The organism is Arcobacter peruensis (assembly GCF_003711085.1).
Classification (GTDB): domain Bacteria; phylum Campylobacterota; class Campylobacteria; order Campylobacterales; family Arcobacteraceae; genus Poseidonibacter; species Poseidonibacter parvus.
On sequence record NZ_CP032363.1, the window covers coordinates 978,886 to 1,003,733 of the forward strand.

Annotated in this window: 27 protein-coding genes; 6 read left to right on the top strand and 21 right to left on the bottom strand. The window is 26.3% G+C overall.

Annotated elements, in window-relative coordinates; genetic code table 11:
- Positions 1-25 precede the first annotated feature (25 nt).
- From D3Z07_RS05005 to D3Z07_RS05015, 3 genes are read right to left on the bottom strand one after another with little or no spacing between them, the layout of a single operon-like run.
- Positions 26-2,695, bottom strand: a complete 2,670-nt coding sequence (locus D3Z07_RS05005) for an MlaD family protein (RefSeq protein ID WP_076085373.1) — start codon at positions 2,693-2,695, stop codon at positions 26-28.
- Entirely contained in the window at positions 2,685-3,269 is a 585-nt protein-coding gene (locus tag D3Z07_RS05010; RefSeq protein WP_076085370.1) for a paraquat-inducible protein A, read from the bottom strand. The genes D3Z07_RS05005 and D3Z07_RS05010 overlap by 11 nt, the downstream gene beginning before the upstream one ends.
- Positions 3,270-3,869 carry a paraquat-inducible protein A gene (locus D3Z07_RS05015; RefSeq protein ID WP_076085367.1) on the bottom strand — a complete coding sequence of 200 codons (600 nt, stop codon included), beginning with the start codon at positions 3,867-3,869 and terminating at the stop codon, positions 3,270-3,272.
- 145 nt (positions 3,870-4,014) lie between these two features.
- Here D3Z07_RS05015 and D3Z07_RS05020 point away from each other — a divergent pair, with 145 nt between their 5' ends.
- A complete protein-coding gene (locus tag D3Z07_RS05020) occupies positions 4,015-4,446 on the top strand; it encodes a globin domain-containing protein (protein ID WP_122893220.1) in 432 nt (143 codons plus the stop codon).
- Between the two features lie 40 nt (positions 4,447-4,486).
- On the opposite strand, the gene D3Z07_RS05025 is transcribed toward D3Z07_RS05020, so the two are convergent.
- The 4 genes from D3Z07_RS05025 to D3Z07_RS05040 form a co-directional block, all read right to left on the bottom strand.
- Positions 4,487-4,693 carry a hypothetical protein gene (locus tag D3Z07_RS05025; protein ID WP_076085184.1) on the bottom strand — a complete coding sequence of 69 codons (207 nt, stop codon included), beginning with the start codon at positions 4,691-4,693 and terminating at the stop codon, positions 4,487-4,489.
- A 62-nt stretch (positions 4,694-4,755) separates the two neighbouring features.
- Positions 4,756-7,941 (bottom strand): NAD-glutamate dehydrogenase domain-containing protein, encoded by a 3,186-nt coding sequence (locus D3Z07_RS05030; protein WP_076085181.1) that lies wholly within the window; start codon positions 7,939-7,941, stop codon positions 4,756-4,758.
- Positions 7,942-8,042: 101 nt separating this feature from the next.
- Positions 8,043-8,510 carry a Cys-tRNA(Pro) deacylase gene (gene ybaK, locus D3Z07_RS05035; protein ID WP_076085178.1) on the bottom strand — a complete coding sequence of 156 codons (468 nt, stop codon included), beginning with the start codon at positions 8,508-8,510 and terminating at the stop codon, positions 8,043-8,045.
- A complete protein-coding gene (locus D3Z07_RS05040; protein ID WP_122893221.1) occupies positions 8,494-9,579 on the bottom strand; it encodes a DNA alkylation repair protein in 1,086 nt (361 codons plus the stop codon). The genes ybaK and D3Z07_RS05040 overlap by 17 nt, the downstream gene beginning before the upstream one ends.
- A gap of 122 nt (positions 9,580-9,701) precedes the next feature.
- Here D3Z07_RS05040 and D3Z07_RS05045 point away from each other — a divergent pair, with 122 nt between their 5' ends.
- Complete coding sequence (locus D3Z07_RS05045) at positions 9,702-10,763, top strand: agmatinase family protein (RefSeq protein WP_076085172.1); 1,062 nt, start codon at positions 9,702-9,704, stop codon at positions 10,761-10,763.
- 11 nt (positions 10,764-10,774) lie between these two features.
- Here D3Z07_RS05045 and D3Z07_RS05050 read toward each other — a convergent pair whose 3' ends face one another.
- The 6 genes from D3Z07_RS05050 to D3Z07_RS05075 form a co-directional block, all read right to left on the bottom strand.
- The gene (locus D3Z07_RS05050; protein ID WP_076085169.1) at positions 10,775-11,209 is read right to left on the bottom strand and encodes an Lcl C-terminal domain-containing protein; all 435 of its coding nucleotides are present in this window, start codon (positions 11,207-11,209) and stop codon (positions 10,775-10,777) included.
- Between the two features lie 79 nt (positions 11,210-11,288).
- Positions 11,289-11,864 (bottom strand): superoxide dismutase, encoded by a 576-nt coding sequence (locus D3Z07_RS05055; protein ID WP_122893222.1) that lies wholly within the window; start codon positions 11,862-11,864, stop codon positions 11,289-11,291.
- 49 nt (positions 11,865-11,913) lie between these two features.
- Complete coding sequence (locus D3Z07_RS05060) at positions 11,914-12,318, bottom strand: NifB/NifX family molybdenum-iron cluster-binding protein (RefSeq protein WP_122893223.1); 405 nt, start codon at positions 12,316-12,318, stop codon at positions 11,914-11,916.
- Between the two features lie 111 nt (positions 12,319-12,429).
- Complete coding sequence (gene cydB, locus D3Z07_RS05065) at positions 12,430-13,563, bottom strand: cytochrome d ubiquinol oxidase subunit II (RefSeq protein ID WP_076085159.1); 1,134 nt, start codon at positions 13,561-13,563, stop codon at positions 12,430-12,432.
- Complete coding sequence (locus D3Z07_RS05070) at positions 13,564-15,093, bottom strand: cytochrome ubiquinol oxidase subunit I (protein ID WP_122893224.1); 1,530 nt, start codon at positions 15,091-15,093, stop codon at positions 13,564-13,566.
- A gap of 10 nt (positions 15,094-15,103) precedes the next feature.
- Positions 15,104-15,316: a DUF4492 domain-containing protein gene (locus tag D3Z07_RS05075; RefSeq protein ID WP_122893225.1), complete on the bottom strand. Its 213-nt coding sequence runs from the start codon at positions 15,314-15,316 to the stop codon at positions 15,104-15,106.
- 104 nt (positions 15,317-15,420) lie between these two features.
- Between D3Z07_RS05075 and D3Z07_RS05080 the strand changes: the two genes are divergently transcribed.
- The gene (locus D3Z07_RS05080; RefSeq protein WP_122893226.1) at positions 15,421-16,011 is read left to right on the top strand and encodes a DUF134 domain-containing protein; all 591 of its coding nucleotides are present in this window, start codon (positions 15,421-15,423) and stop codon (positions 16,009-16,011) included.
- Between the two features lie 45 nt (positions 16,012-16,056).
- Here D3Z07_RS05080 and D3Z07_RS05085 read toward each other — a convergent pair whose 3' ends face one another.
- Complete coding sequence (locus tag D3Z07_RS05085) at positions 16,057-16,977, bottom strand: manganese-dependent inorganic pyrophosphatase (RefSeq protein ID WP_122893227.1); 921 nt, start codon at positions 16,975-16,977, stop codon at positions 16,057-16,059.
- A gap of 112 nt (positions 16,978-17,089) precedes the next feature.
- Here D3Z07_RS05085 and D3Z07_RS05090 point away from each other — a divergent pair, with 112 nt between their 5' ends.
- Positions 17,090-17,599 (top strand): ferritin, encoded by a 510-nt coding sequence (locus tag D3Z07_RS05090; RefSeq protein ID WP_076085144.1) that lies wholly within the window; start codon positions 17,090-17,092, stop codon positions 17,597-17,599.
- 11 nt (positions 17,600-17,610) lie between these two features.
- Here D3Z07_RS05090 and D3Z07_RS05095 read toward each other — a convergent pair whose 3' ends face one another.
- From D3Z07_RS05095 to D3Z07_RS05115, 5 genes are read right to left on the bottom strand one after another with little or no spacing between them, the layout of a single operon-like run.
- Positions 17,611-18,105 (bottom strand): asparaginase domain-containing protein, encoded by a 495-nt coding sequence (locus D3Z07_RS05095; RefSeq protein WP_122893228.1) that lies wholly within the window; start codon positions 18,103-18,105, stop codon positions 17,611-17,613.
- A complete protein-coding gene (gene aspA, locus D3Z07_RS05100; RefSeq protein ID WP_076085138.1) occupies positions 18,105-19,514 on the bottom strand; it encodes an aspartate ammonia-lyase in 1,410 nt (469 codons plus the stop codon). Before aspA ends, D3Z07_RS05095 begins: the two co-directional genes overlap by 1 nt.
- Before the next feature lie 60 nt (positions 19,515-19,574).
- Positions 19,575-20,906, bottom strand: coding sequence for a sensor histidine kinase (locus D3Z07_RS14295; protein WP_322898848.1), 1,332 nt, complete (start codon positions 20,904-20,906; stop codon positions 19,575-19,577).
- Complete coding sequence (locus tag D3Z07_RS14300; protein ID WP_122893230.1) at positions 20,869-21,489, bottom strand: cache domain-containing protein; 621 nt, start codon at positions 21,487-21,489, stop codon at positions 20,869-20,871. The genes D3Z07_RS14295 and D3Z07_RS14300 overlap by 38 nt, the downstream gene beginning before the upstream one ends.
- Positions 21,490-21,505: 16 nt before the next feature.
- The gene (locus D3Z07_RS05115; protein WP_076085132.1) at positions 21,506-21,694 is read right to left on the bottom strand and encodes a sodium-dependent tyrosine transporter; all 189 of its coding nucleotides are present in this window, start codon (positions 21,692-21,694) and stop codon (positions 21,506-21,508) included.
- Between the two features lie 119 nt (positions 21,695-21,813).
- On the opposite strand from D3Z07_RS05115, the gene D3Z07_RS14305 reads away from it, so the two are divergent.
- On the top strand, positions 21,814-21,942 hold the full coding sequence (locus tag D3Z07_RS14305) for a hypothetical protein (protein WP_265936466.1): 129 nt from the start codon (positions 21,814-21,816) through the stop codon (positions 21,940-21,942).
- Between the two features lie 66 nt (positions 21,943-22,008).
- Entirely contained in the window at positions 22,009-22,923 is a 915-nt protein-coding gene (locus D3Z07_RS05120) for an AEC family transporter (RefSeq protein ID WP_122893231.1), read from the top strand.
- On the opposite strand, the gene D3Z07_RS05125 is transcribed toward D3Z07_RS05120, so the two are convergent.
- Together D3Z07_RS05125 and D3Z07_RS05130 are read right to left on the bottom strand one after the other, a co-directional pair.
- Positions 22,906-24,093 (bottom strand): MFS transporter, encoded by a 1,188-nt coding sequence (locus tag D3Z07_RS05125; RefSeq protein ID WP_206423304.1) that lies wholly within the window; start codon positions 24,091-24,093, stop codon positions 22,906-22,908. The two genes, D3Z07_RS05120 and D3Z07_RS05125, sit on opposite strands and share 18 nt — an antisense overlap.
- Positions 24,090-24,803, bottom strand: a complete 714-nt coding sequence (locus D3Z07_RS05130; protein WP_076085123.1) for a sulfite exporter TauE/SafE family protein — start codon at positions 24,801-24,803, stop codon at positions 24,090-24,092. The genes D3Z07_RS05125 and D3Z07_RS05130 overlap by 4 nt, the downstream gene beginning before the upstream one ends.
- Positions 24,804-24,848: the final 45 nt, after the last annotated feature.

Below are 24,848 nucleotides of genomic sequence, written 5' to 3' on the forward strand. Positions count from 1 at the left end.
TTATTTTATAAACTTCTTAATATTTTTAATACTTCTTAATACTTGGACTTATACTTTCCCAATCTTCTGTGAGTTCTTCTACTAATAAAAACTTATCTTTACTGTTTGCTGGTCTATCATATAAATACGGTGTAACAACAACTAAGCCACCTTTTAAAATACTTGTAAATGTATTTGATTCAACTTTTGAACCAGAAAAGAGTGAGAACTTCATATTAAAGCCACTTATATCATAAAACACTGAATTACTTCTAACAAAATTCGTGTATTTCTCATAAATTAAACAATCCATAATAACACTACTAGCATCATTTGATAAATCAATTTTATTTATTTTTCCTATTTGTACATTTTTATAATAAATAGGAGCATCTACATTTGCACTTGAAGCGTGTTTTGCGTGAACCTTGAAAATTGTTCCATGATATGATTTGTCAAGCGAAGGAAGAGTATCGAAGCCTTTAAATCTAATTTGTGATTTTTTGTTATTGCTTTTTATAACTCCAATATTTACAGCCATTACAGAAGAACCAATATTAGATACTTCTTGAAGTGAAATTTTTGGCTTTTTTAAATAAAAAACTGTTCCTTCTTTTGTAAAAGATTTATAATCATTATATATCTGTGCTTTAACTACAACTTTTTGTTTTTCATTTAATGAAACTTTTGTAACTTTCCCAACTTTTACACCTTTATATGTAAGTTGAGAAAATTGTTCATGAACACCTTCTACATCATCAAAAATTATAGTAATACTATTTGAAGAATCTTTCATTTCATCTTCTGATGAGTAAATATTATACTTAGAATAAAGCATATCTGTATTGTTTTCTAGGACAATTGAACCTTCAAGTAGAGAAGTGAAATTATCCATATTAAATAAAATCCCATTTAAACTTGCATTTAAATCTATTACACCTTTTTTATAAAATCTACTTGTTTTATTTATATATTTTTTATAATCTTTATATATAAATAGCTTTGCATTTGATTTTTTGCTATCAAATTTAATAGCTTTTACAAAACCAATTTCTTGATTTTTATAAACTATTGCCATATTTTTTTTGATTTTAAAATCATTATTAAAATATGCATCAATAGTAAAACCATCATTATGCAGTCTTTTTAATTTTTCTACTTCTTTATAACTTTCGTATAATTTAAAACTTTTTCTACTAAGTTTTTTATCACGTCTAATTTCTTCAATTGCAATTGCACCATTTAATAAAGGATTAACTCCTGCATAATTTATATCAATATCAAAGTTTTTTAACTCTAAAAGTTTTGAACTCATATCATAAAAAAGAGTATGATTATGAATTAGTTTTTTATATTTTTCATCAATTAATATTTGAATATTTACTTTTTTTAAATCCTTAGTTAAAGAATAATAAATAACTTTTCCTATTTCAATATTTTTAAAATAAACTTTTGACTTTTTAGTAATTGAATTTAGACTATCACTTTTTAAAGTATAAATTAAAGAAGAATCTATCTCTTTACTTTCTTTAGAATTATTAACAGTAAAAATATTATTAGGTTCACCTTCTTCATAATTTAATGATACAAAATTTCCTTTTACTATATTGCCTAAATTTTTAACCCCTTCTAAACTAATTTCAGGAGATTCAATATAAAATTGCGTTTTATTTGTAAGTAAATATTTATACTTTTCATAAATAAAAGCTTTAGAAGTAAGAGTGTCATTTCTTAAATCTAAGCTTGTTAATTTTCCAATAGCAAGGCCTTTATAAATAATAGGTGTATTTGCATCAATACCGTTTGCATTTGCGAATTTAATATGAAAATACTCTTTTTTCTCTAAAGAATCTTTTCCTGCAAATAAAGTATATACCTCATCTTTTTCAATTTTGATATCATTTTTATCAGGAGTAATTACAGTTACTCCTCCAACTAATGCAGAATATAAAGAACCAATTTCAACATTTAAACCACTCGGACCATAGCTTACTTTTAAAGCCTCATTTAATACAAATTTTGAGCTTTTATTTACTAAATAATTATACTTATCATAAATATAAACATTTAAGAATACTTTCTCGAACTTAAAGTCTTTTGAAACAACCTCACCTATTTGATATTTATTATAAAATATTGGCGTTCCCACTTCAATACTATCTTTGTCATTTGCAATTAATGAAACATAATAACCATTACTTGCTAATTCATCATCTGGCTTACTATCAAGTCCAATAAAATCGTATTTTTCTTTTGCATTTTCGAACTCTTTATCTGTTCTAAATTTTGGTGATATTTCAATTTTATAACCATCTACAAGTGTACTTAAACCTGATACTTTTGTTAAAGAAATAGTAGGTCTTCTAATCCAAAATCTTGAACCTTCACTAGCTACATATTTACTAGCTTCACTTTTAACTAATATATTAACTTTTACATTTTCTAAATCATCATTAATATCAATTTTTGTAACTTTTCCTAATTGAAGACCTTTATATTCTAATACAGTTGCACCCTCTTTTAAACCTTCTGCACTTTTAAATACTACTGTAATATTTGTACCCTTTTTCATATATGATTCATACGAAATCCAAGCTAAAATTCCTAAAATAATAATAGGCAAAAGCCATATAGAAGAAACTGCTTTTTTATCATCTTCTTTTGCTTTATAAATAACATCATCATTTTGTTTTTCAATAATCTCTTTATCGCTCATCCCATATAATCCTTGTATCAAATCTATGTGCTGCAACCATTGTAAGTATTACTACTAATGCAAAAGATGTAGCTGCAAGTCCACCTTTTATATTAAAGATTTCTCCTAATTGAACAACTGACGCTAATAATGCTACAACATATATATCAATCATAGACCATTTGCCAATCATTTCAATAAATTTAAAAATTCTATTTTTATTTTTATTCCTAATCTTAATATCAATTTTTAATGAAATAAAAATCAATAATAAACCAACTAATTTTATAAGAGGAATTATAACACTAGCTGTAAAAATAACAAAAGCAATAAAATAGCTCTTATACTCTATAAAGCTTACAACCCCTTCTAGTATTGTACTTTCCGTTTTAATTCCAAACTTTGTAATTTCCATCATTGGATAAAGCATTGCTGGAATATATAAAAGTATTGCACAAATAGTTAAAGCTAGTGAAACTTGTAATGAGTTCTTTACTCTTTTTCTCACTTTATGATTACATCTAGTACAGACAAATTCATCATAATTTTCTTTTTCATATACTTTATGACAGTTTTTACAAGATATTAAGAGCATTTATTCACCAAACACATTTTTATCTTCATAGCTTTTATTTGCCATATACAAACAAAAGATATATGCAAGCATTACATAAAAGCCAATATCAAACTTTGTTGAAGAAACCATACCAATAAGTTTTATATACGTAACTATTATACTTATAATAAATACTTCAACAAATCCCCAATGCTTAAAGAAATGGAAACTATCATGTAAAAATGTTTTCGTAAGTAGTTTAATTTTCGTATATTTTTGTATAAATGAAATTATGATTATAATTGAGTTTAATATAGGTGCTACAATTGCTGTAAAAAAAACAATCAAAGCCACAAAGAAAAAGTTTTGTTCTAAAAGAATTAAAACAGTGCCTATTAGTGTAGCTTTTAGTTCTGTTACTCCAAGGGAAAGTGTTAATAAAGGATAAATATTAATTATTGCGAAAAGTAATAAAGCAGAAATAGAATAATACAAAGCATTAATACTATGTTTTTTTTCACTTACTAATTTACTATTACATCTAGGACATCTTAATTTTACTGGTTTTATACCAACTTCTTTGTTTACAAATAAACCACAGCTGTAACATTCTAAAATTTTTTCTGTATTAACTGCCATTTACTTCCATATTTTTGATTTTATATTATTTTATCATATTTAAAATAAAGATGAATTTTATAAAGATTTAGAATATATATAGTATGATTACTTTGCAAAAAATGCACATAAAATACAAATAATTTATATAAAAAAGGTTAATAATATGGAATTTAATATAACAGAAGGTCAAATAGGAACTAGACCCCCAGTTGTAAAACCAGATCCAAAAGTATTAGAATACTTAGGTGAAGATGGAATGAGACAGCTTATTTCTGATCACTATGATTTGTTAAGACAAAGTAATATCAAAGGGTTATTCCCACCTTCTGATGAAGGCTTTGCATTAGCAAAAAAACATTCAGCTGATTTTTTCATTCAAATTTGTGGAGGAACTAGGCATTTTGATCAAAGTAGAGGTAAACCCATGATGGCTGCTCGTCATGCTCCTTTTGCTATTACTCAAGAAGCTAGAAGAGTTTGGTTAGAATCTTATATTATGGTTTTAAAACCTCATGCTATGCCAGATGATTTAAAACAATCATTTTGGAATTATTTAGATGTCTTCTCTATATGGATGATGAATACACAAGATTAATTAAAAAAAGCAAGTTTAAAACTTGCTTTTTTAACATGATTTAATTTTTACTAGTATTAATACCTGGGTTTTCAGGAGTACCTATATAATCACTTGGTAAAGATGTTGTTTTTAAGTAAGCAAAAAAAGCTCCTATTATTAAAATCAGAATTACTACTAATCTAACAATATTTCTTTTTTCTGGTGATTCTTTTCCATTATAATCTTCAATTTTATCGTTTGTTGGTTCATTATTAAAATTACTCATTTTTTATCCTTTCTTTTTTAAGTATATATTACTAAAACTTAATATACTATTATAATATCATCTTATATTAATGATACCATTAATTGATTAACAGTTATCGCTATTTCTTTAATATCTTTGTTTTCTTTTGCCATAAAATTATCTAAATGCTCTCTTACTTTATAAAAAATTGCTTTTTCATTTGATATAAAGTTTGAAAAAGCATCTTGTGGTTCTTCATCAACTCTTTGAAACTCTAGTATTTTTTTTGTGTAGTGAACTACAATAAACTCAATAAATTGTAATACTTGACCTCGAAGTGTCATATCACTTGCACTTGTAATTTTCACTTTATTTAATTCTATTATAATTTCAAGAATATTAAACTCATGAATTAATGAATAGAACAATACTATTACATCTTTAAAAGAGTGATGAGTATCTTGTTTAATAACAATTGCAGCAATTGCAAATCGTAAGTAATCAATTACAGTAAAAAACTGATTAAACTGCTCATCACCTTTAATTAAAACTTTAGTATCTTCTCTATGTACCTGTGATAACAATGTAAATAATTCATCTTTATAATCTAAAATATGCACAGAATCTAATTCATTCTTTTTAAGATATTTTACCATCCATCTTGTACTTGCATATAATATATATTCTAGTTTATTAACAAGATTATATTGCTCTTCTATATCCATAATATAGTCTTGAGAATATATTTTTTTTCTAATATCATATGTTCCAAATAATTGTTTTGCAACTAAATAAGATTTTATTTTTAATAAATATCTCTCTTTTCCTAATTTCTTATAATCAGAAATAAATGTAACACCTTGATGATTAATTATAATATCAGCAATCATTGTTGCAATAATTTCTCTTTTTAGTGGATGGTTTAATATTTCATGCTCATAAGCTCCAACAAAAGATTTTGGAAAATATTTATATAAGTATTGTAAGGCAAAAGCTTCATCAATAAGTTTTGATTCTATTAATATTTTTTTTACAAATATTTTACTATATGAAATTAATGAACCTAAAACTGGTCGTACAATTGAACCATTTATATCTATTATCTCATTTATACTTTCATTTTTGGGAATATAAAAATCTCTTCTATTAAATGCTTCAATATTTTCTTCTAGAATTTCAATTGAACGTATATAATCATTTAAATATTTTCTTGAAAATCTTTCATCAATAGAAACAATAAAAGCTTGGTCATAATTATTTTGTAAAACCATTTGAACAACTTGCTCTTTTAGGGAATCAAGTGTTTCTTCTGATTGTTTTTGATTTAAAATACCTTGTTCTTGAATACTTTTTAGTAATATTTTTAAGTTTACTTCGTGATCTGATGTATTTACTCCTGCTGAATTATCAATTGCATCAAGATTAATTCGTCCTCCATTTAAAGCATATTCTATTCTTGATTTTTGAGTAAAACCTAAGTTCCCACCCTCACAAACAATTTTTGCTTTTAATTCATTTGCATCAACCCTCACTGCTTCATTTTGCTTATCACCAATATCAAGATTATTTTCATCACTTGCTTTTACATAAGTTCCAACCCCACCATTAAATAGCATATCAACATCTAATGTTAGTAATCTTTTACATAATTCTTCACCTGATATTACATCAATATCTATTCCTAAAAGTTTTTTAATCTCAGCACTCACGGGTATTTGTTTATCACTTCTTGCAAATACTCCACCGCCTTTTGAAATAAGAGATTTATCATAACTTTTCCAGCCACCACTGTTAGACTCAAATAATCTTTTTCTTTCAATAAACGATTTTTTTATATCTGGATTTGGATCTATAAATATATCTTTATGAGAAATTGCACCTAATAATTTAAATGTTTTTGATTCAATCATTCCATTACCAAAAACGTCTCCACTCATAGAGCCAATTCCAATTATTGATATTTCATCTTTATAAATATCAACGCCCTCTTCTATAAAAAACCTCTTTGAAGACATAATTGCACCACGAGCAGTAATACCTAAATCTTTATGACCAAAACCATTAGAACCTCCACTTGCAAAGGCATCCCCTAACCAGTAATTACGTTTTATTGCGATTGAGTTTGCAACATCACTCATTGCAGCAGTTCCTTTATCAGCAGCAACTACAAAATATGCATCATCTTCATCATAACAAACTACTTTATCATTTTTTACAATTTTTCCATCAATCATATTATCAACTAAATCTAAATTTGCATTTATAAATAATGAATAAATTTCTTTAAAATATTCTTTTGTAATATCGGCTTGATTTTTGTTAATTACAAAACCACCTTTTGATCCATCAGGAATAATAATAGAGTTTTTACCTTCTTGTGTAATCATTAAAGACTTTACTTCTTGTCTATAATCATCATGTCTATCAGACCATCTTAAACCACCTCTTGAAACCTTTGACATTCTTAAATGAACACCATAAAAATCTCTATGGAAAATAAAGTTTTCAATATTTGGTTGTAGGCCTTTTAAATCTTTAGCAAACTCTTTTGTATTTATTTTAAAAGAGATTGTTTCTTGATTTAAAAAGTAGTTTGTTCTTAAAAGTGATTTTAAAAATAACAGTGTTATATTTAAAATTTTATCATCAATGATTTGAGGAATATTTTTAATCTCTTCTTTTATACTATTTTCAATTGCTTCTAATTTAGCACTTCTATCTTCAATATTTGGTTCAAATTTTGTAATAAAATATTTTACAAAAATAGAAGCTAAGATATGATTTGTTGTAAGAGTTTTTAGTATTGTTGCTGAATTTATTGTTAAAACTGCTTGATCTATATATTCTATAAAAGCACGTATTAGCATTATTTTTCGTAAATCTAGGTTTTCTTTATAAACTAAACTATAAGCTTTTGAGTGTTTAACACTACAATCTTTTAAAGAATAAGAAATTATTGCTTCAATATTTTCTTTTGCTTCTTCAATTTTTTCAAAATTTTCTACATTTAGATTAAACCTTGAAATATAAATAAGTTCTTTTTCATTTGCTACATTATATGTAACTTCATCAATAATCTCAAAACCAATATTATGTAGTAATGGTGTTATATGAGATAAAAAAAGTTGTTCTTTTGAGAATATTTTTATATATTTAGTTTTTTTATTTTCTAATATTTTAGTAACTATTTTTTCTTTTAATACTTGTTCAAAAAGTTTATCATCAACTGCTAAATCATCAGGTGTTAATAACTGAGAACAAATAGCTTGAATATCTGATGTTGACATAATATAATCCTTATATAGTTTTATATTAAAATCTTACTCTTTAAAAGTTAAATCTTTGTTAAAAGATAAAAAATATCTTTTAACTTCTTTATTTTTTCATACTATGCAGTAACTTTAAAATTAATTGCATTTAAAAGCTTTATTAAGTCTTTTGATTTAACTTCAATATCTAAACCTCTTTTTCCACCACTTATAAATATTGTTTCAAATTCTTGTGAACTTGTATCTAAAACAGTTTTAAGTCTTTTTTTCTGTCCTAAAGGAGAAATTCCCCCAAGTAAATAACCCGTAACCTTTTGGGCTTCATCTTTATTTGCCATAATAGCTTTTTTTACACCAAAAGCATTAGCAACATCTTTCAGACTTAATTGATTTGCAACAGGAATTACGCAAACTGCCAATTGCTTTGGACTTAATTCTACTAATAGTGTTTTATATACTTGTTTTGCATTAAGTCCCAATTTTTCTACTGCTTCATTTCCAAAATCTGTACAAAGTGGGTCATGTTCATATTTATGTATTTTAAAATCACATTTATTTTTTTTAAGTAAATTAATTGCTGGTGTCATTTAACTCAAACTCCTTCTTTATTTTTTCTTCACCATTTATTAAAATTGAAATATAGTGCTTTCCAATATAATGTTTTCTTGTAGTCATATTATTAAAGCTTTGTTTTTTTGTAAATTTTTTAGATTTAGATTTAATTTCATTTTGGCTTATCATAAAAATCTTTTTATTATGTTTTTTGTTCACTTTTAAATAATCAATAATATATTCAACTCTTATATTTCCAATTTTTTCATCGCTTTTTAATTCAAAAGAGAAATTTAGATTTTCATTAATATTTACAGAATTATCACAAGTAAAATCTTTAATTTTTATATGTGAAGATTTGTCAAAATTAAAAAGTTTTAATATCTCTTTATCCCCATTTTTAAGTAAGGTTCTACTTGCATGTTTACAAATCCAATCTAGTTCTTTTGTTTTTTCTAGATTATTTTTAACAAACTTGATTACTAAAGATGGATTATCTTTTGAAATATCATTTAAATTATTTGCGACAGATTTTTGAACATATACACTTTTATCATTTTTAAGTATTTCAATAATTTCTAAAACTTTTGCAGGATTTTTCTTAAAAATGCTCAATGAAACTGCCCAAGGAAGTCTTGGACGACAGCCCTCACAAGCTAGTCTTCTAATATGTTCATTTTCATTTTTTGCCCATATTTTTAATTCCTTCATAGTTTTATCTTCATATTTTAAAATAAACTGTCTTATAGCAAATTCACTACTTGAATCAATTGTAAAGACTTTTAAAGCTTTTATAGAATTATCAAAATCTTCAAGTCCATAAACTTCTACAAAATCTTGAAAAAACATAGCCTCAAAAGATGAAAAGCTTTTTGAAACTTCTTTTAAAATATCAAGTTGTTTTTCATAAGTAAAAATTAAAGTATCATTTAACTTATTTGCAATCTGCCTCATTCTTTGTTTTAATTCTAAATCATCCCAAGTAGAATCAAAAATTGATTTTATAAACTTATTTACATCAAAACTTTTTTCAATTTCATTGATTTTTATTGCAAGGTTTGTAATATATTCTTTTGTATATACATATTTTAATTGTGTTGCCATTAGAAGTTCTTTTTTTAATATTTGAAATCATTTTACTCAAAATTTTTTAAATAAATCAAAATTAACATTTTTATTGACTTTTTTATCATATAATTTATTCATATTATTAAATAGGAAAATTAATGTCATACAGAACATTAGAAGAAGAAATAGAAATTTTAGAACAAGGCTTACCACCTGCTCAAAATGATGGTTTTATAGGAGGAAGATTAAATCCCAAAGAAGCTTCTTTAGTTTTAATACCAGTTCCTTGGGAAGCTACAGTGTCATATGGACAAGGTACAGCAAAAGCTCCTGATGCTATTAAACTTTCAAGTCATCAACTTGATGTAGAAAACTACCATTATATTAAACCTTATACTGCTGGTATTGCTATGCTTGAAACTGATAAGGATTTATTAGAGTTAAGCAATAAAGCTAGAAAAAAAGCTATTAAAGTAATAGATGCCATAGAAAAAGGTAATGAAGATAAAAAAGCACTCAAATTTGTAAATGAGGCATCAGATATTTTAAATACTTCTGTTTATAAAAAAGCAATCAAACAAATCAAAAAAGGTAAATCTGTTGGCGTTGTAGGTGGTGATCACTCTTCACCACTTGGTCTTATAAAAGCTTTAAATGATACACAAGATGAAGATTTTGGAATACTTCATGTCGATGCTCATCATGACTTACGATGTGCTTATGAAGGCTTTACCTATTCTCATGCTTCTATTTTTTATAATGCAATGAATGAATGTAAAAAAATCTCAAAACTTGTTCAATTTGGAATTAGAGATTATTCAAGTGAAGAAGCAAATAGATTAAAAGATTATGGAAATAAAGGTTCTTGTTTATATGACTCACAAATGAAAGAAGAATTAGCAAATGGAAAATCTTTAAAAGAAGTTTTTACTCCATATATTGAACAGCTTCCAAATAATGTTTACTTATCAATTGATATTGATGGTCTAGAACCAATTAACTGCCCAAATACAGGTACACCAGTTCCTAGTGGTCTTAGTTTTTCACAACTTGAGTATCTAATATTTTTAATAGTCAAAAGTGGAAGAAATATTATTGGTTTTGATTTATGTGAGGTTGGAACTAGTAAAAATGGATGGGATGAAAATGTAGGTGCTAGAATTTTATATCAACTTTGTGGAGCACTTTTAGCTTCTAATGAGAAAATAGAATATAAATAATCTATTTTCTCTTATTTTAAAATTTTGTAACATCTTACAAAAAACTTGTCTTCCATCAATTCCCTATTAAAAGCACCAGAAAGAAAGTTTATAACAAAAGCTTCGCCACTTGTAGCATGTCCAAAAGTTTTACTTGTCCAGTAATTATCAGAAACAAAATATTTAAATTTTTTTGATAAAGTAGGATTATAAACTTTTGTATCAACAAGTGAAAATAAAGGCATAAAACCTGGTACTTTCCAATTCTTATGCCCATCTAGCTCTAAATTTTTACAATAATCATTAGCTTGTTTAAAAGTTCTTTTTATACTCTTAGCTTCCTTTGTGTCTTCCCATAATAAATTTGTATTTGTATCTTTTATAATAGATTCACTTTCATTAAACATTTGAGCATTACAACAGTAAGTTAAAATAAAGAATAAAATAAATAAAGAGTATTTTTTCATAAATTAGCCTTATAATATAAATTATCAGTGATTATAACTTACTTACTTCAAAATAATATTGATTACAATCAAATATTAATCAATCAAGGTTTTTTTCTACAAAATTCCAATTAACAAGTTTCCAAAAATTTTCTAAATAAGCAGGTCTTGCATTTCTTACATCTATATAATAAGCATGTTCCCAAACATCACATACTAATAGTGGTTTTAAATCACTTTGAATTGGTGTTTGTGCATTTGAAGTTGTAATTATTTTTAAGTTTTTATTTTCATCTTGAACCAACCAAGCCCAACCTGAACCAAATTGTCCTATTGCTTTTGCCGTAAATTCTTTTTTAAACTCATCAACACTTCCAAAAGCTTTAACTAACTCATCTTCAAGATTCGAAGGAATATTTGTTTGATTAGGAGTTAAACCATTCCAGAAAAAATCATGGTTAGAAACTTGTGCTGCGTTATTAAAAACCCCACCTTCTGAAGTTTTTATTATTTCATTTAATGATAAATTTTCATATTTAGTATTTTCAATTAATTCATTTAATTTATTAACATAAGTTTGGTGGTGTTTTCCATAGTGAAACTCTAAAGTTTCTTTTGACATTAATGGTTCTAATGCATCTAAAGTATAAGGTAAAGTCATTAATACATGTTTCATTTTTTATCCTTTTTGTTTAAATTAATATAAGCATTAATATTACTATAAACTAAATAAATATAGAACTTTTATTTAATTCTTTATTTTTTGATTTACGATTATTGTGTAAATCATCTTTCATAAGTGTTTTAAAATTTTCTAAAGTTAAAGGTGGTAATTCTCCATCTGCATATTTTAATAAAACATCATTCATTTCAATTCTTTCGTTTCCGGCAAAATAAACTTTTATTCCCATTTCTAAAAGTACAGAAAATGGATTATCACCCATATGAGAAGTTATAAGAATATCTACATTCTTACTTTTTAACCATGTTGCAACTGCTCTTCCACCTGCATGCTCATTTCTTATAATTTCTATTTTATCATTTGAGATTAAAGCAAAATATTTAGCTTTCCCGAACATTGTTGACACTGCTGTATTTTCTTTATTTGTTTTTACTGGTATTGCAGTCATTTTATCTCCTTTGTTGCGTTTATTATTGAGATTTTATATCCTAGATATATAACCACGGGCCAAAGACTTAACCAAATTAATTCACTTAAATATTCCATATTTTTAACCTTTTTAATAATTATGAGAATCAGGAGATTGAATTTCTTCTTTTGTAATTTTTACTTTATCCATGCTATACCAAGCGTAAGTAATATAAGCTAATACAAAAGGTACCATCAATGATACATAAGACATTGTTATCAAAGTATAATGACTTCCTGAACTATTTACTATTGTAAGACTACTTTGTAAGTCAACTGTTGAAGGATAATAAGCTGTGTTGTTTAATCCAACATTTAATAAAACAGCCATTACAGTAAGAACTATTCCAATTCCACCTGTCTTAATACAACAAGTTTTTCTAAAAATAACTGTAACAAATACAGCAATAATTACCATTGCTACACCTATTAAAAACATAACTAAAACAATTGGCATATCAATAAAATTTTGAAAATATTTAAATCTTTCTATAGACACAAAACCTTCACTATCAACTGCATATCCATCTTTTATAAGAATCCAAGTCATAAAACTTAAAAACGAGAGTAAAAAGAAAATCATATTTGTTTTAATAGATAAAACAGCTCTTTGTCTTATTTCATGGTGATCAATATTATTAATAAAATATAAAGCTCCACTTATTTTTGCTAAATATACAAGCGCAAAGCCTAGTAAATAATTATATGGATTAAGTAGTGATTCTAAACCTCTTAGTGGGTTTTGCCAATCTACAAAATTGTTTGAATCAACTATAAACTCACTCCCACTAAAAAATGTACTAATAGCAACTCCTAATAAAAAAGTTCCAATATTTCCATTGATTTTTAAAAACATTTCATATGTTTTTTGTCCTAGAAAATTATTAGGTTTTGTTCTAAATTCATAACTTACAGCTTGAATAATAAAACAAAATAAAATAGCTAACCATACCCAATAAGCTCCACCAAAACTAGTTGCATAAAATAGTGGAAAAGCTGCAAATAAAGCACCACCAAACAGAACTAAAGTTGTAAAACCTAATTCCCATTTTCTTCCAATACTATTAATTAACATAGTTTTTTCTATTTCACTATCACTTAATTTATCCATTAAAGTTTGTCCACCTTGTACAAACATAATAAACACAAAAAGACCACCTAATAAAGATATTATCATCCACCAATATTGTTGAAGTGTTAAAAGTTCTAATGTTCCAAAACCCATTTAATGCTCCTTACTTTCAGGTCCAAGACCTATTTGTTTAGTCATTATTTTCACTTCTGCAATTAGTAATACTGTAAATAAAGTTGCAAAAATAAAGAAACTTATCATTACATTTGTTGTAGCTATTTTAGTAGCAGCAATTCCAACTGGCATTAAATCTTGAATAGCCCAAGGTTGTCTTCCAACTTCTGCAACAACCCATCCAGCTTCACTTGCGATATAACCTAAAGGAATGCTCCATAAAGCTGCTTTTAAAAGTAATGGGTATTTCAAAATATCTCTTTTTGTTGCAAAAAATAATACCATTGCAAAAAGTAGTGTAAACCAAGAACCAAGTGCAACCATAATATGAAAAGAATAAAAACTAATAGCAACAGGAGGAACTACATCTTCTACTTTTTTAATATGTCCATAACCAAAATACTTCATATTTTCATCAAGAACTGCTTTTGATTGAAGTAATTGATCTTCATTTTTTGCTTTCTTAGCTTCTTTATAATTTTCTAAAGCTTGAACTGCAAGTTTTCCTTTTTGCATTTTCTCTTGTGTACTGATAATTCCTTGTTCTACATTTCCATAAACTAAATCTTTAATTCCAGGAACAAAAGCATGTATATCGTGATACCCTAGAAGTGAAAGTGCATAAGGAGCTGTTACTTCTAAAAGAAAAGGTTCTTCATCATTTGAAATTGTTTTTTTAGGATTTAATATTCCCATAGCCACAATTCCTGCATCTGTTGTTCCTTCATATAATCCTTCCATTGCTGCAAGTTTCATAGGTTGTTTAAGTGCAACTTGATGAGCTGACTCATCTCCACTTAAAATTAAAAAAAGTGAGGTAATAAGTCCAAAAGTAGAACCTATAATAATAGACCTTTTAGCAAATAAAATATCTCTTTTCTTTAATAAATACCATGCACTAATACCAATTACAAATAAAGAAGCTAATACATAACCACTAGCAATTGTATGTAAAAACTTACTAACTGCAACAGGTGAGAATAAAACATCCCAAAAGTTATTCATTTCATTTCTTACAGTATCTGGATTAAAAGTCATTCCAACAGGATATTGCATCCATCCATTTGCAACTAAAATCCAAAGTGCCGATAAGTTTGAACCAACAGCTACTAGCCAAGTTGATAGAAGATGAAAACCTTTACTTACTTTATCCCATCCAAAAAACATAACAGCAAAAAAAGTACTTTCCATAAAAAATGCTAAAATACCTTCAACCGCTAAAGGTGCACCAAAAATATCACCTACAAACCAAGAGTAATTTGCCCAGTTTGTACCAAACTCAAATTCCATTATAATTCCTGTTGCAACTCCAATAGCAAAATTTATTGCAAATAAACCCATCCAGAATTTTGTTGTTTTTTTCCAAAACTCATCATTTGTTTTTACATAAATACTTTCCATAATAGCTACAATAAAACCAAGCCCCAATGTCAATGGAACGAATATCCAATGATACATTGCAGTAAGTGCAAACTGAGCTCTTGACCAATCAACTAAATGTTCTTCCATTTTATTATCCTCAATTTTCTTTAGTTAAATTTTTATATACAAAATCAACTTTTTCGTCATATGTCTTATATTCACTTTTTAAAGATTTATCATGTACAAAATAGTTAAGAAAAAGAAATATAACCAATAGTTTTATTAATATGAGTTTCCATAATGTTTTTCCAATAGTCATGTTTTTAAAACCATTAACATAAAAAGAGTAAATATTTTTGATATTCAACATAAAATCTCCTTTTGTTGACATATGTTCAAAATGATAACACTTTATTGAACATATGTCAAGAATATTTCAAGAGAATTTAGATATTATTTTAAACAAGGATAATAATGGGAAGAGAAAAAACAAAAAGAAATTTAGTCTTTAAGCCTGCATTTAAAGAATTCATACCTGAAAACACAGCATATAATGGAATAACATATCTTTTAGATGAAGAGATGGAAGCCATATATTTAATGGATATTTTAGATTTATATCAAGAAGAAGCAGCTATTAGTATGCAAGTTTCAAGACCTACATTTACTAGAATATTAAAAAATGCAAGACAAAAATTGACAAGAGCAATAGTATATGGAAATAAGATATCAATTGAAGACGAAAATACAAGTTATATTGTTGCTATTTGTAGTTCTAATAAAAATGATTTTGAATCTATGCTAGCAACTGATGAATTTATACATATTTACAAAATGCAAGAAAATGATGTAACTTTAATAAAAGCATTTGAAAATGAAGTTTTTATAAATAACTCAAAACCTGCAATTGTTTTACCTAAAATATTTTTAGATTTTAATGTAAATGTATTTGTATCAAGTAAGATAGGAGAAGGATTGAAAAACTCACTACTTTCAAAAGGGATACAAGCTTATGAGAAACAAATAAATAGTAAAAAAGACTTATTAACTATAATAAACTTTTGAGTTAAAAAAAGACAAATAATCCCAAGAAGGGATTATTTAAAGCATTTAAGCAAATGCAGGTTCTAAGAAAGGAATAATTTGTTTTTTTCTAGATAAACATCCATCTAACCAAACTTTCCCATCAACTAATTCTTTATTAAATGCTGTTTCAAAAATTGAATTATCAACAGAAGCTACTAAAATTTCTGAACCTTCTTTCATAATATCAGTTAAGATTAAACATGCTGTATGAAGATTTTTTTCTGCTCTTAAGTCTTCTAAGTCTGCTTCTAAATCATCTTTTATTGAATCAAAAATAGCCAAATCAATTACTTCAAGTTGTCCAATTCCAACAGCATTTCCGTGCATATCAAAAGGTTTATAATCTCTTAAGATTAAATCTCTAACAGGAACACCTTCAACTGCTGATTTAACTTTAAACATTTCCATTCCAAGTGCAGCAAAATCATTAATACCAGCAATCTCGGCTAATTCTTTTACAATTTTCATATCAATTGGAGTACAAGTTGGTGATTTAAAAATTACAGTATCAGATAAAATTGCACATAACATAATTCCAGCAATATTTGCAGGAATTTCAACACCATGATAATCATACATCTCTTTTACAATTGTATTAGTACAACCAACAGGTCTAATCCAACACTCTAATGGAGTTGAAGTTGTAATATCTCCTAATTTATGATGATCTACGATACCAACTACAGTCGCTTGATCAATATCAGCAGGCGCTTGACCTTTGTCTGAATAATCAGTGATAAATAATTCTTCACCTGCAAATTCAGTTTTTAATAATGGTGCTTCAAAACCAAACTTATCTAAAATAAATTGAGTTTCAGGAGAAACAGGACCTTGACGTGCTGGAATTGCTTCACGTCCAATTTTATTTAATAAATATCCTAATGAAATCGCTGAACAGATTGAGTCTGAATCAGGAGTTGTATGTCCACATGTATAAATTGCCATATTGTATTTTCCTATATTATATATTTTTGCCCATTTTATCTAAACTTTTGTTAGGAGTATTTTAAAGAACAATTACTAAAATTAATGTATAATAAACCTTTAAGGAGTAACAATGATTAGTAAAGCATTACAAAAAGAATTAATTATACAATTAAATAAAGAATTTCACTCAGCATATATTTATTTAGGTATGAGTGCATATTCATCTAAAGAGGGGTTTAATGGTGCAGCATCTTGGTTTTTAATTCAATATCAAGAAGAAGTATCTCATGGTATGAAACTATTTAAGTATCTTGAAGATCAAAATGTAGAACTCTCACTTCCTACAATTGACGCTGTTAAAGTAGAATATAAATCATTACTTGATGTATTTAAAAAGTCATTAGCACATGAACAAACTATGACAAAAAATTTAAATAACTTATCTGATTTAGCAATGAAAGATAAAGATCATGCTACATATAATTTATTGCAATGGTATGTAACAGAACAAGTTGAAGAAGAAGCAACTGTTGGAGAGATTATTGACCATATTAAGCTTGTTGGAGATAATGGTTATGGATTATATACAATTGATAAAGAACTAGCTTCTAGAAGTTTTGTAGATCCAACTCAAGAGTAAAAGCCTAGGCTTTACTCTTGAATTAAAAATTTTCCTTCTTTTCTATTTTTAACCAACTTAGAAGCATCAACTACAACACCATGCATAGCAAGATATATTCCATTTTCAACATTTGCACTTAAAAAGCCTAAAGCTTGCGAGAAATTCATTGTGGCTTCAACTTCATCAATACTCATAGGAACCATTGCACCTGTAAACACAATCTTTTTATTTTTTACTTGCTGTCTTAAAAATGCTGATGTTAAATCAACAGTATCTGTTCCATGAATTATAATAATATTATCATTTGCTGTTTCATTTACAGCTTTTGTAATAACTTGTCTATCTTTATCATCCATATCCAAACTATCTTTTGAAACTATATTCTTAATTTCAAAGTTTACATTATGACAAGATTCAATGATTTTATTTAAAGCAATATTATCGTTTGGAACTTCTAGAATTCCTTTTAAAGGGTTATATCTTTTATTAAAAGTTCCGCCTGTGTTTATGATAGTTATATTCATTATAGTACACTCGAATAATTATGAACCATATTTTTTGGATGAAGAAGTTTATCTAACTCTTCTTTTGTAAATAGTTCTTTTTCTAAGACAATATCATAAACTCTTCTGTTTGTTGCTAAGGCTTCTTTAGCGATTGCTGAGCATGTTTCATAACCTAAAATTGGATTTAATGAAGTTACAATTGTAACTGAGTTTAAAATATATTCCATACAAATATCTTCATTTGCAGTTATTCCTTTTACACACTTATCAGCAAGAGTATAAAATGAACGTCTCATCATATTAATTGAAGTAAAAAGTTTATAAGCAATAATTGGTTCAAAAACATTTAATTGTAATTGTCCCCCTTCACTAGCCATTGAAATCGTAACATCAGCACCAATTACTTCAAAAGCAACTTGGTTTACAACTTCAGGAATAACAGGATTTACTTTTCCTGGCATTATTGAAGAACCTGGTTGTACTTTTGGAAGATTTATTTCATTAAATCCAGCACGTGGTCCTGAGCTTAAAAGACGTAAATCATTACAAATTTTAGAAATTTTAATAGCAACTCTTTTTAAGATTCCAGAAATATGAACAAAAGCGCCTGTATCTTGTGTAGCTTCTATTAAATCTCCAGCACTTACATAATCAATACCTGTTACTTCTCTTAAATTACTTATTGCTTTTCTTTGGTATGAGTCTTTTGTATTAATTCCCGTACCAATTGCAGTTGCACCTAAGTTAACTTCTTTAAGCATTGCTTGGGCATCTCTTAATCTAAAAATATCTTCATCAATCATAACTTCATAAGTTTTAAACTCTTGTCCAAGTGTCATAGGAACGGCATCTTGAAGTTGAGTTCTTCCCATTTTTAAAACATCTTTAAATTCATGTGCTTTTTCATGAAAACAATCTCTTAAATATCGAAGTGAATCTTTCAATCTATAAATTAATTCATAAAGTGTGATTTTAATGGCTGTAGGATATACATCATTTGTTGATTGACTCATATTGATATGATTATTAGGATGAATAATATGATAAGCACTTCTTTTTTCACCAAGAATTTCTAAGGCTCTATTTGCAATAACTTCATTTGCATTCATATTAGTTGAAGTTCCAGCTCCTCCTTGAATAGGGTCAACTATAAACTGGTCATGAAACTTTCCATCTATTATTTCATTACAAGCTTGAATAATAGCATCTCTTTGTCTATCATTTAAATCACCTAATTCGAAGTTAGTCAAAGCACAAGCTTTTTTAACTTTTGCAAGTGACTTAATAAAAGTTGGAAATAAAGATATATCTGTATTAGTTATATCAAAATTTTCTTTTGCTCTTAATGTTTGTATTCCGTAATAAGCATTTTTTTCTATCTCTTTTTCGCCTAAAAAATCTTTTTCAATTCTGTGTTCTTCTTGCATTATTTGCCTTTTGTTTTTGTGTTAAAATCATATAAAACAAAAGTATATAAAAAGTGTGCTTTAATCTTTAAGAAGAGGCAAAATAATACAAAATTTAACTCCAGTATATTTTTCATCATTATAAGTAAAACTTGTATTTTTAGCTTCAATTTTTCCATTCATATGCCTAGATATTATCTCTTGAGAAATATACAGTCCAAGACCTGTACCTTGTGATTTATGTTTTGTAGTAAAATAAGGTTCAAAAATTCTTTTTAATAAATCTTTTTCTATTCCTCCTGCATTATCTTTTATTTCAATAATTGCATTTTGATTTTTCTCATATGCGCTAACAAATATGTATTTATTCTTCGTATCCTCAGCAAAAGCATCTATTGCATTATTTAAAATATTTAATAAAACTTGTAAAAGTTCTCTTTCATATCCTTCAATTTTTAAAGTATGTATATCTTTTATAAAAGTTATCTTTTTAATATTTGATTGTGATAATAAAAGCCTAAAAGTTTTCTTAATAGGTTTTTCAATAAGAAAAATACTTTTCTCTTTATCTGGCTTAAAATAATCTTTAAAATCTTCAATTGTATTTGATAAATGCTCAGATGTTAAGATAATAATATCCAAAGAATCAAATAAAATTTTATCAGTCAATAAATCTGTTTCTTTTTGTATTTTTATTCCAGAAGAAGCTGTTGTAATTACAGATAAAGGCTGTCGCCATTGATGAGCAATATTTCCTATCATCTCTCCCATTGCTGCAAGTTTAGATTTTTGAGAAAGTAATTCATATTGTTTTTGATTTTCTTTTATTTGTTTATTTATATTTAATTTATATTCATTAAATCTTTTTTCAATAAGCTTGGAAATAAGAAAAGATATTAGTAAAAGTGCAAAAGTAACTAGCAAAGAGAGTAAATAAATATTCTTTAATTCATTATCATGTTTTTTAGCGAATTTTTCTTTTTCTTTATCAATTAAAACTTGCACTTCATCAACATAAAAACCAGTTGAAATCATCCAGTTCCATTTTGGTATTAGTTTACTATATATTATTTTTAATCTTGGTGTAATATTATTAGGTTTTGGAAACTTAATAGTTATATATCCACCAGCTTTTGAAATATTTCGTACTTCTTGTGTATTAATATTAACTTTATATTTTTTTGCAGCAGCACTAATACTTTTACCAAGAAGTTCACTGTTTGTATGTTTTATATATTTATTATTTTCATCTATAATTATGAGATATTTATTAGCATTATCAAAATCTATTAAATTAAACTCATCTAAAATGCTTTTTTTTACTTCTTTTGTAAAATCTTGAATATATTCGCCAGTTCCTATAAACCAATCTAATTCATAAATATTTTTTATAAAACCAATTTTTTTTATAATCTTTCAAATCATTTTTATCTTTTCTAAAATACCACTCTTGAAATGATTCATCATTATTTTCTAATAAATCTAAGGATTCTTTTAATATAAACTCACCTTTACTATCTTGAAGATCTAATAAATTTTTTCCTTCAAAATCAGGTAATAAAGGATGAATAACACCAGTTGCATTTTTATCATAAATAAAAAAGTAGCCTCTATTATCATTAAATTTAATTGATTTTATAATCACATTTATAATATCTCTTATTTCTTTTTTAGAGTGAGTATCTTTATATTTTTTATAAATATTTGAGATTATCAAATGAGCTTCATAAACTCTTGATTGAAGGGATTCTTTTAGATTTTTTTCTGTAGATTCTTGCTTTGAAATAATTTGAGAATAAATTGTTTCAATTTGTTCTTTTATGATTAATTTATTATTTTGAATAAATTTTTCTTCGATTTCTTTTTTTACATTCTCAAAATCAGATTTACTTTGAGAATGTAAAAATAAAGTTGCAAATATTGAGATTATTAAAATAAAAAATGGTAGAGCATATCTAATTATAAAAAGTAATTTGCTTTCATTTTTTAGGTTCATTTAATAATCCTTTTAGCTATGCACTCTTAAGAAGTTTTTTCAACCATTTTTCAGCTTTTTTTACATCATCAAATCTTTGTGACTTTGCAACTTGATCTTGACCTTCATAGAATCTTACTCTAATTCCATCTTCAACATGGTCAATTTTTGTTCTTGTAATTTTATTTAAGTTTAAAAAAACTCTTTCATTTAATTGTACAAACATTTTAATCCTTTGTTTTTCTTAATTTTAACATAAAGTTAAGAAATTTAAAGTAATTTATAAAAAATACTTTACATTTAAATTAAAACTAATTATAATTATCAAAAGAGAAAGGATTTATTATGACTACATTTTCAAATTCTAGTGTAAAAAGAAGCATGATTGATGAAATAAATTCTATTTTTATAGAATTTTTTGATGTATCAAAAAACTTTTTATATAAACATCACAAAGTATTAGGATACTTTTAATATCCTAGTACAATTTTTTAATTAATTTTCTAACACCTTAATAAATCAGCACATTATAGAGTATTCATGATCCATATATTTACAGCACTTATTCCTATTTTTTCACTTATTATGATTGGTTATTTTTTTAAAAGAATAAAGTTTCCATCATATGATTTTTGGCCACAAGCTGACAAACTGACTTACTATGTTTTAATGCCTTCATTACTTATATATAAACTTTCAACTGCATCACTTGATTCAAGTAATAGTGTAAATTATGTATTAACTGCTTTAATTACAATATTTATAGTTTTACTAATATTGATGTTTTTAAATAAATTTTTAAACTTTCAAGAAGATTCATTTACTTCAATAGTGCAAGGTGGAATAAGATTTAATACTTATGTTTTTTTAGCTCTTGCAGATGCTGTATTAGGAGACAATGGAATTGTTTTAGCTGCAATTTTACTTACATTTGTAATTCCTTTTATAAATGTTTTATGTATTAGTATTTTTGCTTTATATATAAGTCAAAGTAAATTAACTTTTCTTTATTTAGTAAAATCTATTATTACAAATCCCTTAATAATCGGATGCTTTATTGGAGGAAGTATTAATTTTCTATCAATTGATATACCTATTATCTTAGAAAATACAATACAAATATTAGGACAAGCAGCACTTCCTTTAGGACTTTTATCTGTTGGTTTTGGTTTAGTTTTAAAAGAGATTAAAGCTTCAAAAAAAGATATTTTCACATCTTCTTTTGCAAAGCATTTAATCACACCAATAATTATGTTTTGTGTAGCTAAATACTTTGGTTTAGATGATACTATGATTTTAGTTTTATTGATATTTTCAGTTTTACCAACCGCGCCTAGTTCTTTTATACTTGCTCGCCAACTTGGTGGGAATATTGGTTTAATGTCTTCAATTATAACAGTGCAGACACTAATATCAGCACTGTTTATAATAGTAGTTTTAAACTTCTTTAACTAAAGTAGTTTCAAATCCTCTTTTGGGATTATGAGGAATTAAAAAAGATAAAACTACAGAAATAACAGCAATTAATCCACCAATTATAAATACTAGTGAGTGAGAATATAACCAAACCAATCCTAATAAAACTGGCAAGAAAACAGCTGCTATATGATTTATAGTAAAAGAAACAGCACTTGCACTTGCAATATCTTTTGGGTCTGCAATTTTTTGAAAATATGTTTTAAGTGCAATTGCCATTGCAAATAAAAGGTGGTCAATTACATAAAGTGCAAAAGCTATATATAAATTATCAACAAAAGCATAAGATATAAAAACTATCACAAGTCCAATATATTCATATCGTAAAGCTATTCTTTCACCAAAAATTGAGATAAACTTTCCAATTTTAGGAGCTAGATACATATTTAAAACTGAATTTATAAAAAGTAATAAAACCATATTATGAACATCTACACCAAATTTTTCAACTAATAAAAATCCTGCAAAGACTACAAATATCTGTCTTCTTGCACCTGCAAAAAAAGTTAATGTGTAAAACAGCCAATACTCTTTTTTAAGTCTTATTTTACGCTCTTGAATAACTGTCTCTTTAAAATGTGTAAAAGCAATCCAACAAACAATAGAAAGTATTGCTGTAATCCCTCCAAAAATTAAATAGACATATTTATATTCAAGCGCCAAATAATTCATCAAAATATAAATCAAAATAAATACACTAAGACCTATAAAAGATTTAACAGCAGATATTTTTCCCAAAATTATTGGAGCTTTTTTCTTATCAAGCCATTGAAGGCTCAAAGATTGATTTAAAGTCTCTAAATAATGAAACCCTAATGACATAATAATTGTTGTCATATACAAACCAAAAGCACTAGGGAAAAAGCCAGTTACTGCTGTTCCAAGTCCTAATAAAAGCATTGAAATATAAACTAGTCTTTGTTGTGCAATAAAAGCTAATACCAAAATAACTGTAAAGGCAAGAAAGCCAGGAATTTCTCTTAAACTTTGAAGTATTCCAATTTGGCTTCCATTAAATGAAGCTACTTCAATTGTAAAGTTATTAAGTAAACTCATCCAAGCTGAAAATGAAATAACCATAGAAATAGACATTACATAAAGCAGTGCAACTTTTGATGTAGTTATTTTAGTAAAAAAAGTTTTTCTCAAAGAAATACACCAATAATAACTTTAATAGCAAGAATTGTAAGAAGTACTTTTAAAAGCATTAAAAACTTTTTACCATCTATTTTATCTCTTAGCTTTGTTCCTGCATAAGAGCCTGCAACTGCTCCAATTATCATTGCAACAATAATTCCGATATAATCAAAAAATACAAAACCAAAATACATAAAAACGAACACTTTTAAAATATGAGTAATACTCATAAGTGCTGCTCCTGTTGCTACAACTTTGTCTTTATCTTTATAATCTTTTAAAAGTAAAGTCATAGTTAAAGGACCCGTTGCTCCTACAACTATAGATAAACCTGTTTGTAAAAACCCAACTAAATAGTAGTTTTCATATTTTTTAATCTTATCATTAAACTTTTGTGACCAAAGAGATAAAAGAATATAAACCCCAATAAATAAAGGAACATACTCTAAAGAAATCATAGATAAAATCGAAGCAAAAAGAGCAATTCCTGCAATAGAACCTATCAAAAACTTTGGTATTGTTTCATATTGTACATCTTTGTATCCAAAAACTGCACGTGAAAAATTACTTGACATTTGAGTTAAGCCATGCACAGGTATTAAAGCATTTAAAGGTAAAAAAGCTGGAAGTATTGCAATTAGCATCATTCCCCCACCAATTCCTACAACACCTGCTATTGTTGAAGTGAAAAATGTAAGTAAACCTAAAAGTAGTTCATTCATAAAATTTCCTAAATATTAATATAAATTTAAAATACCCAATAATGC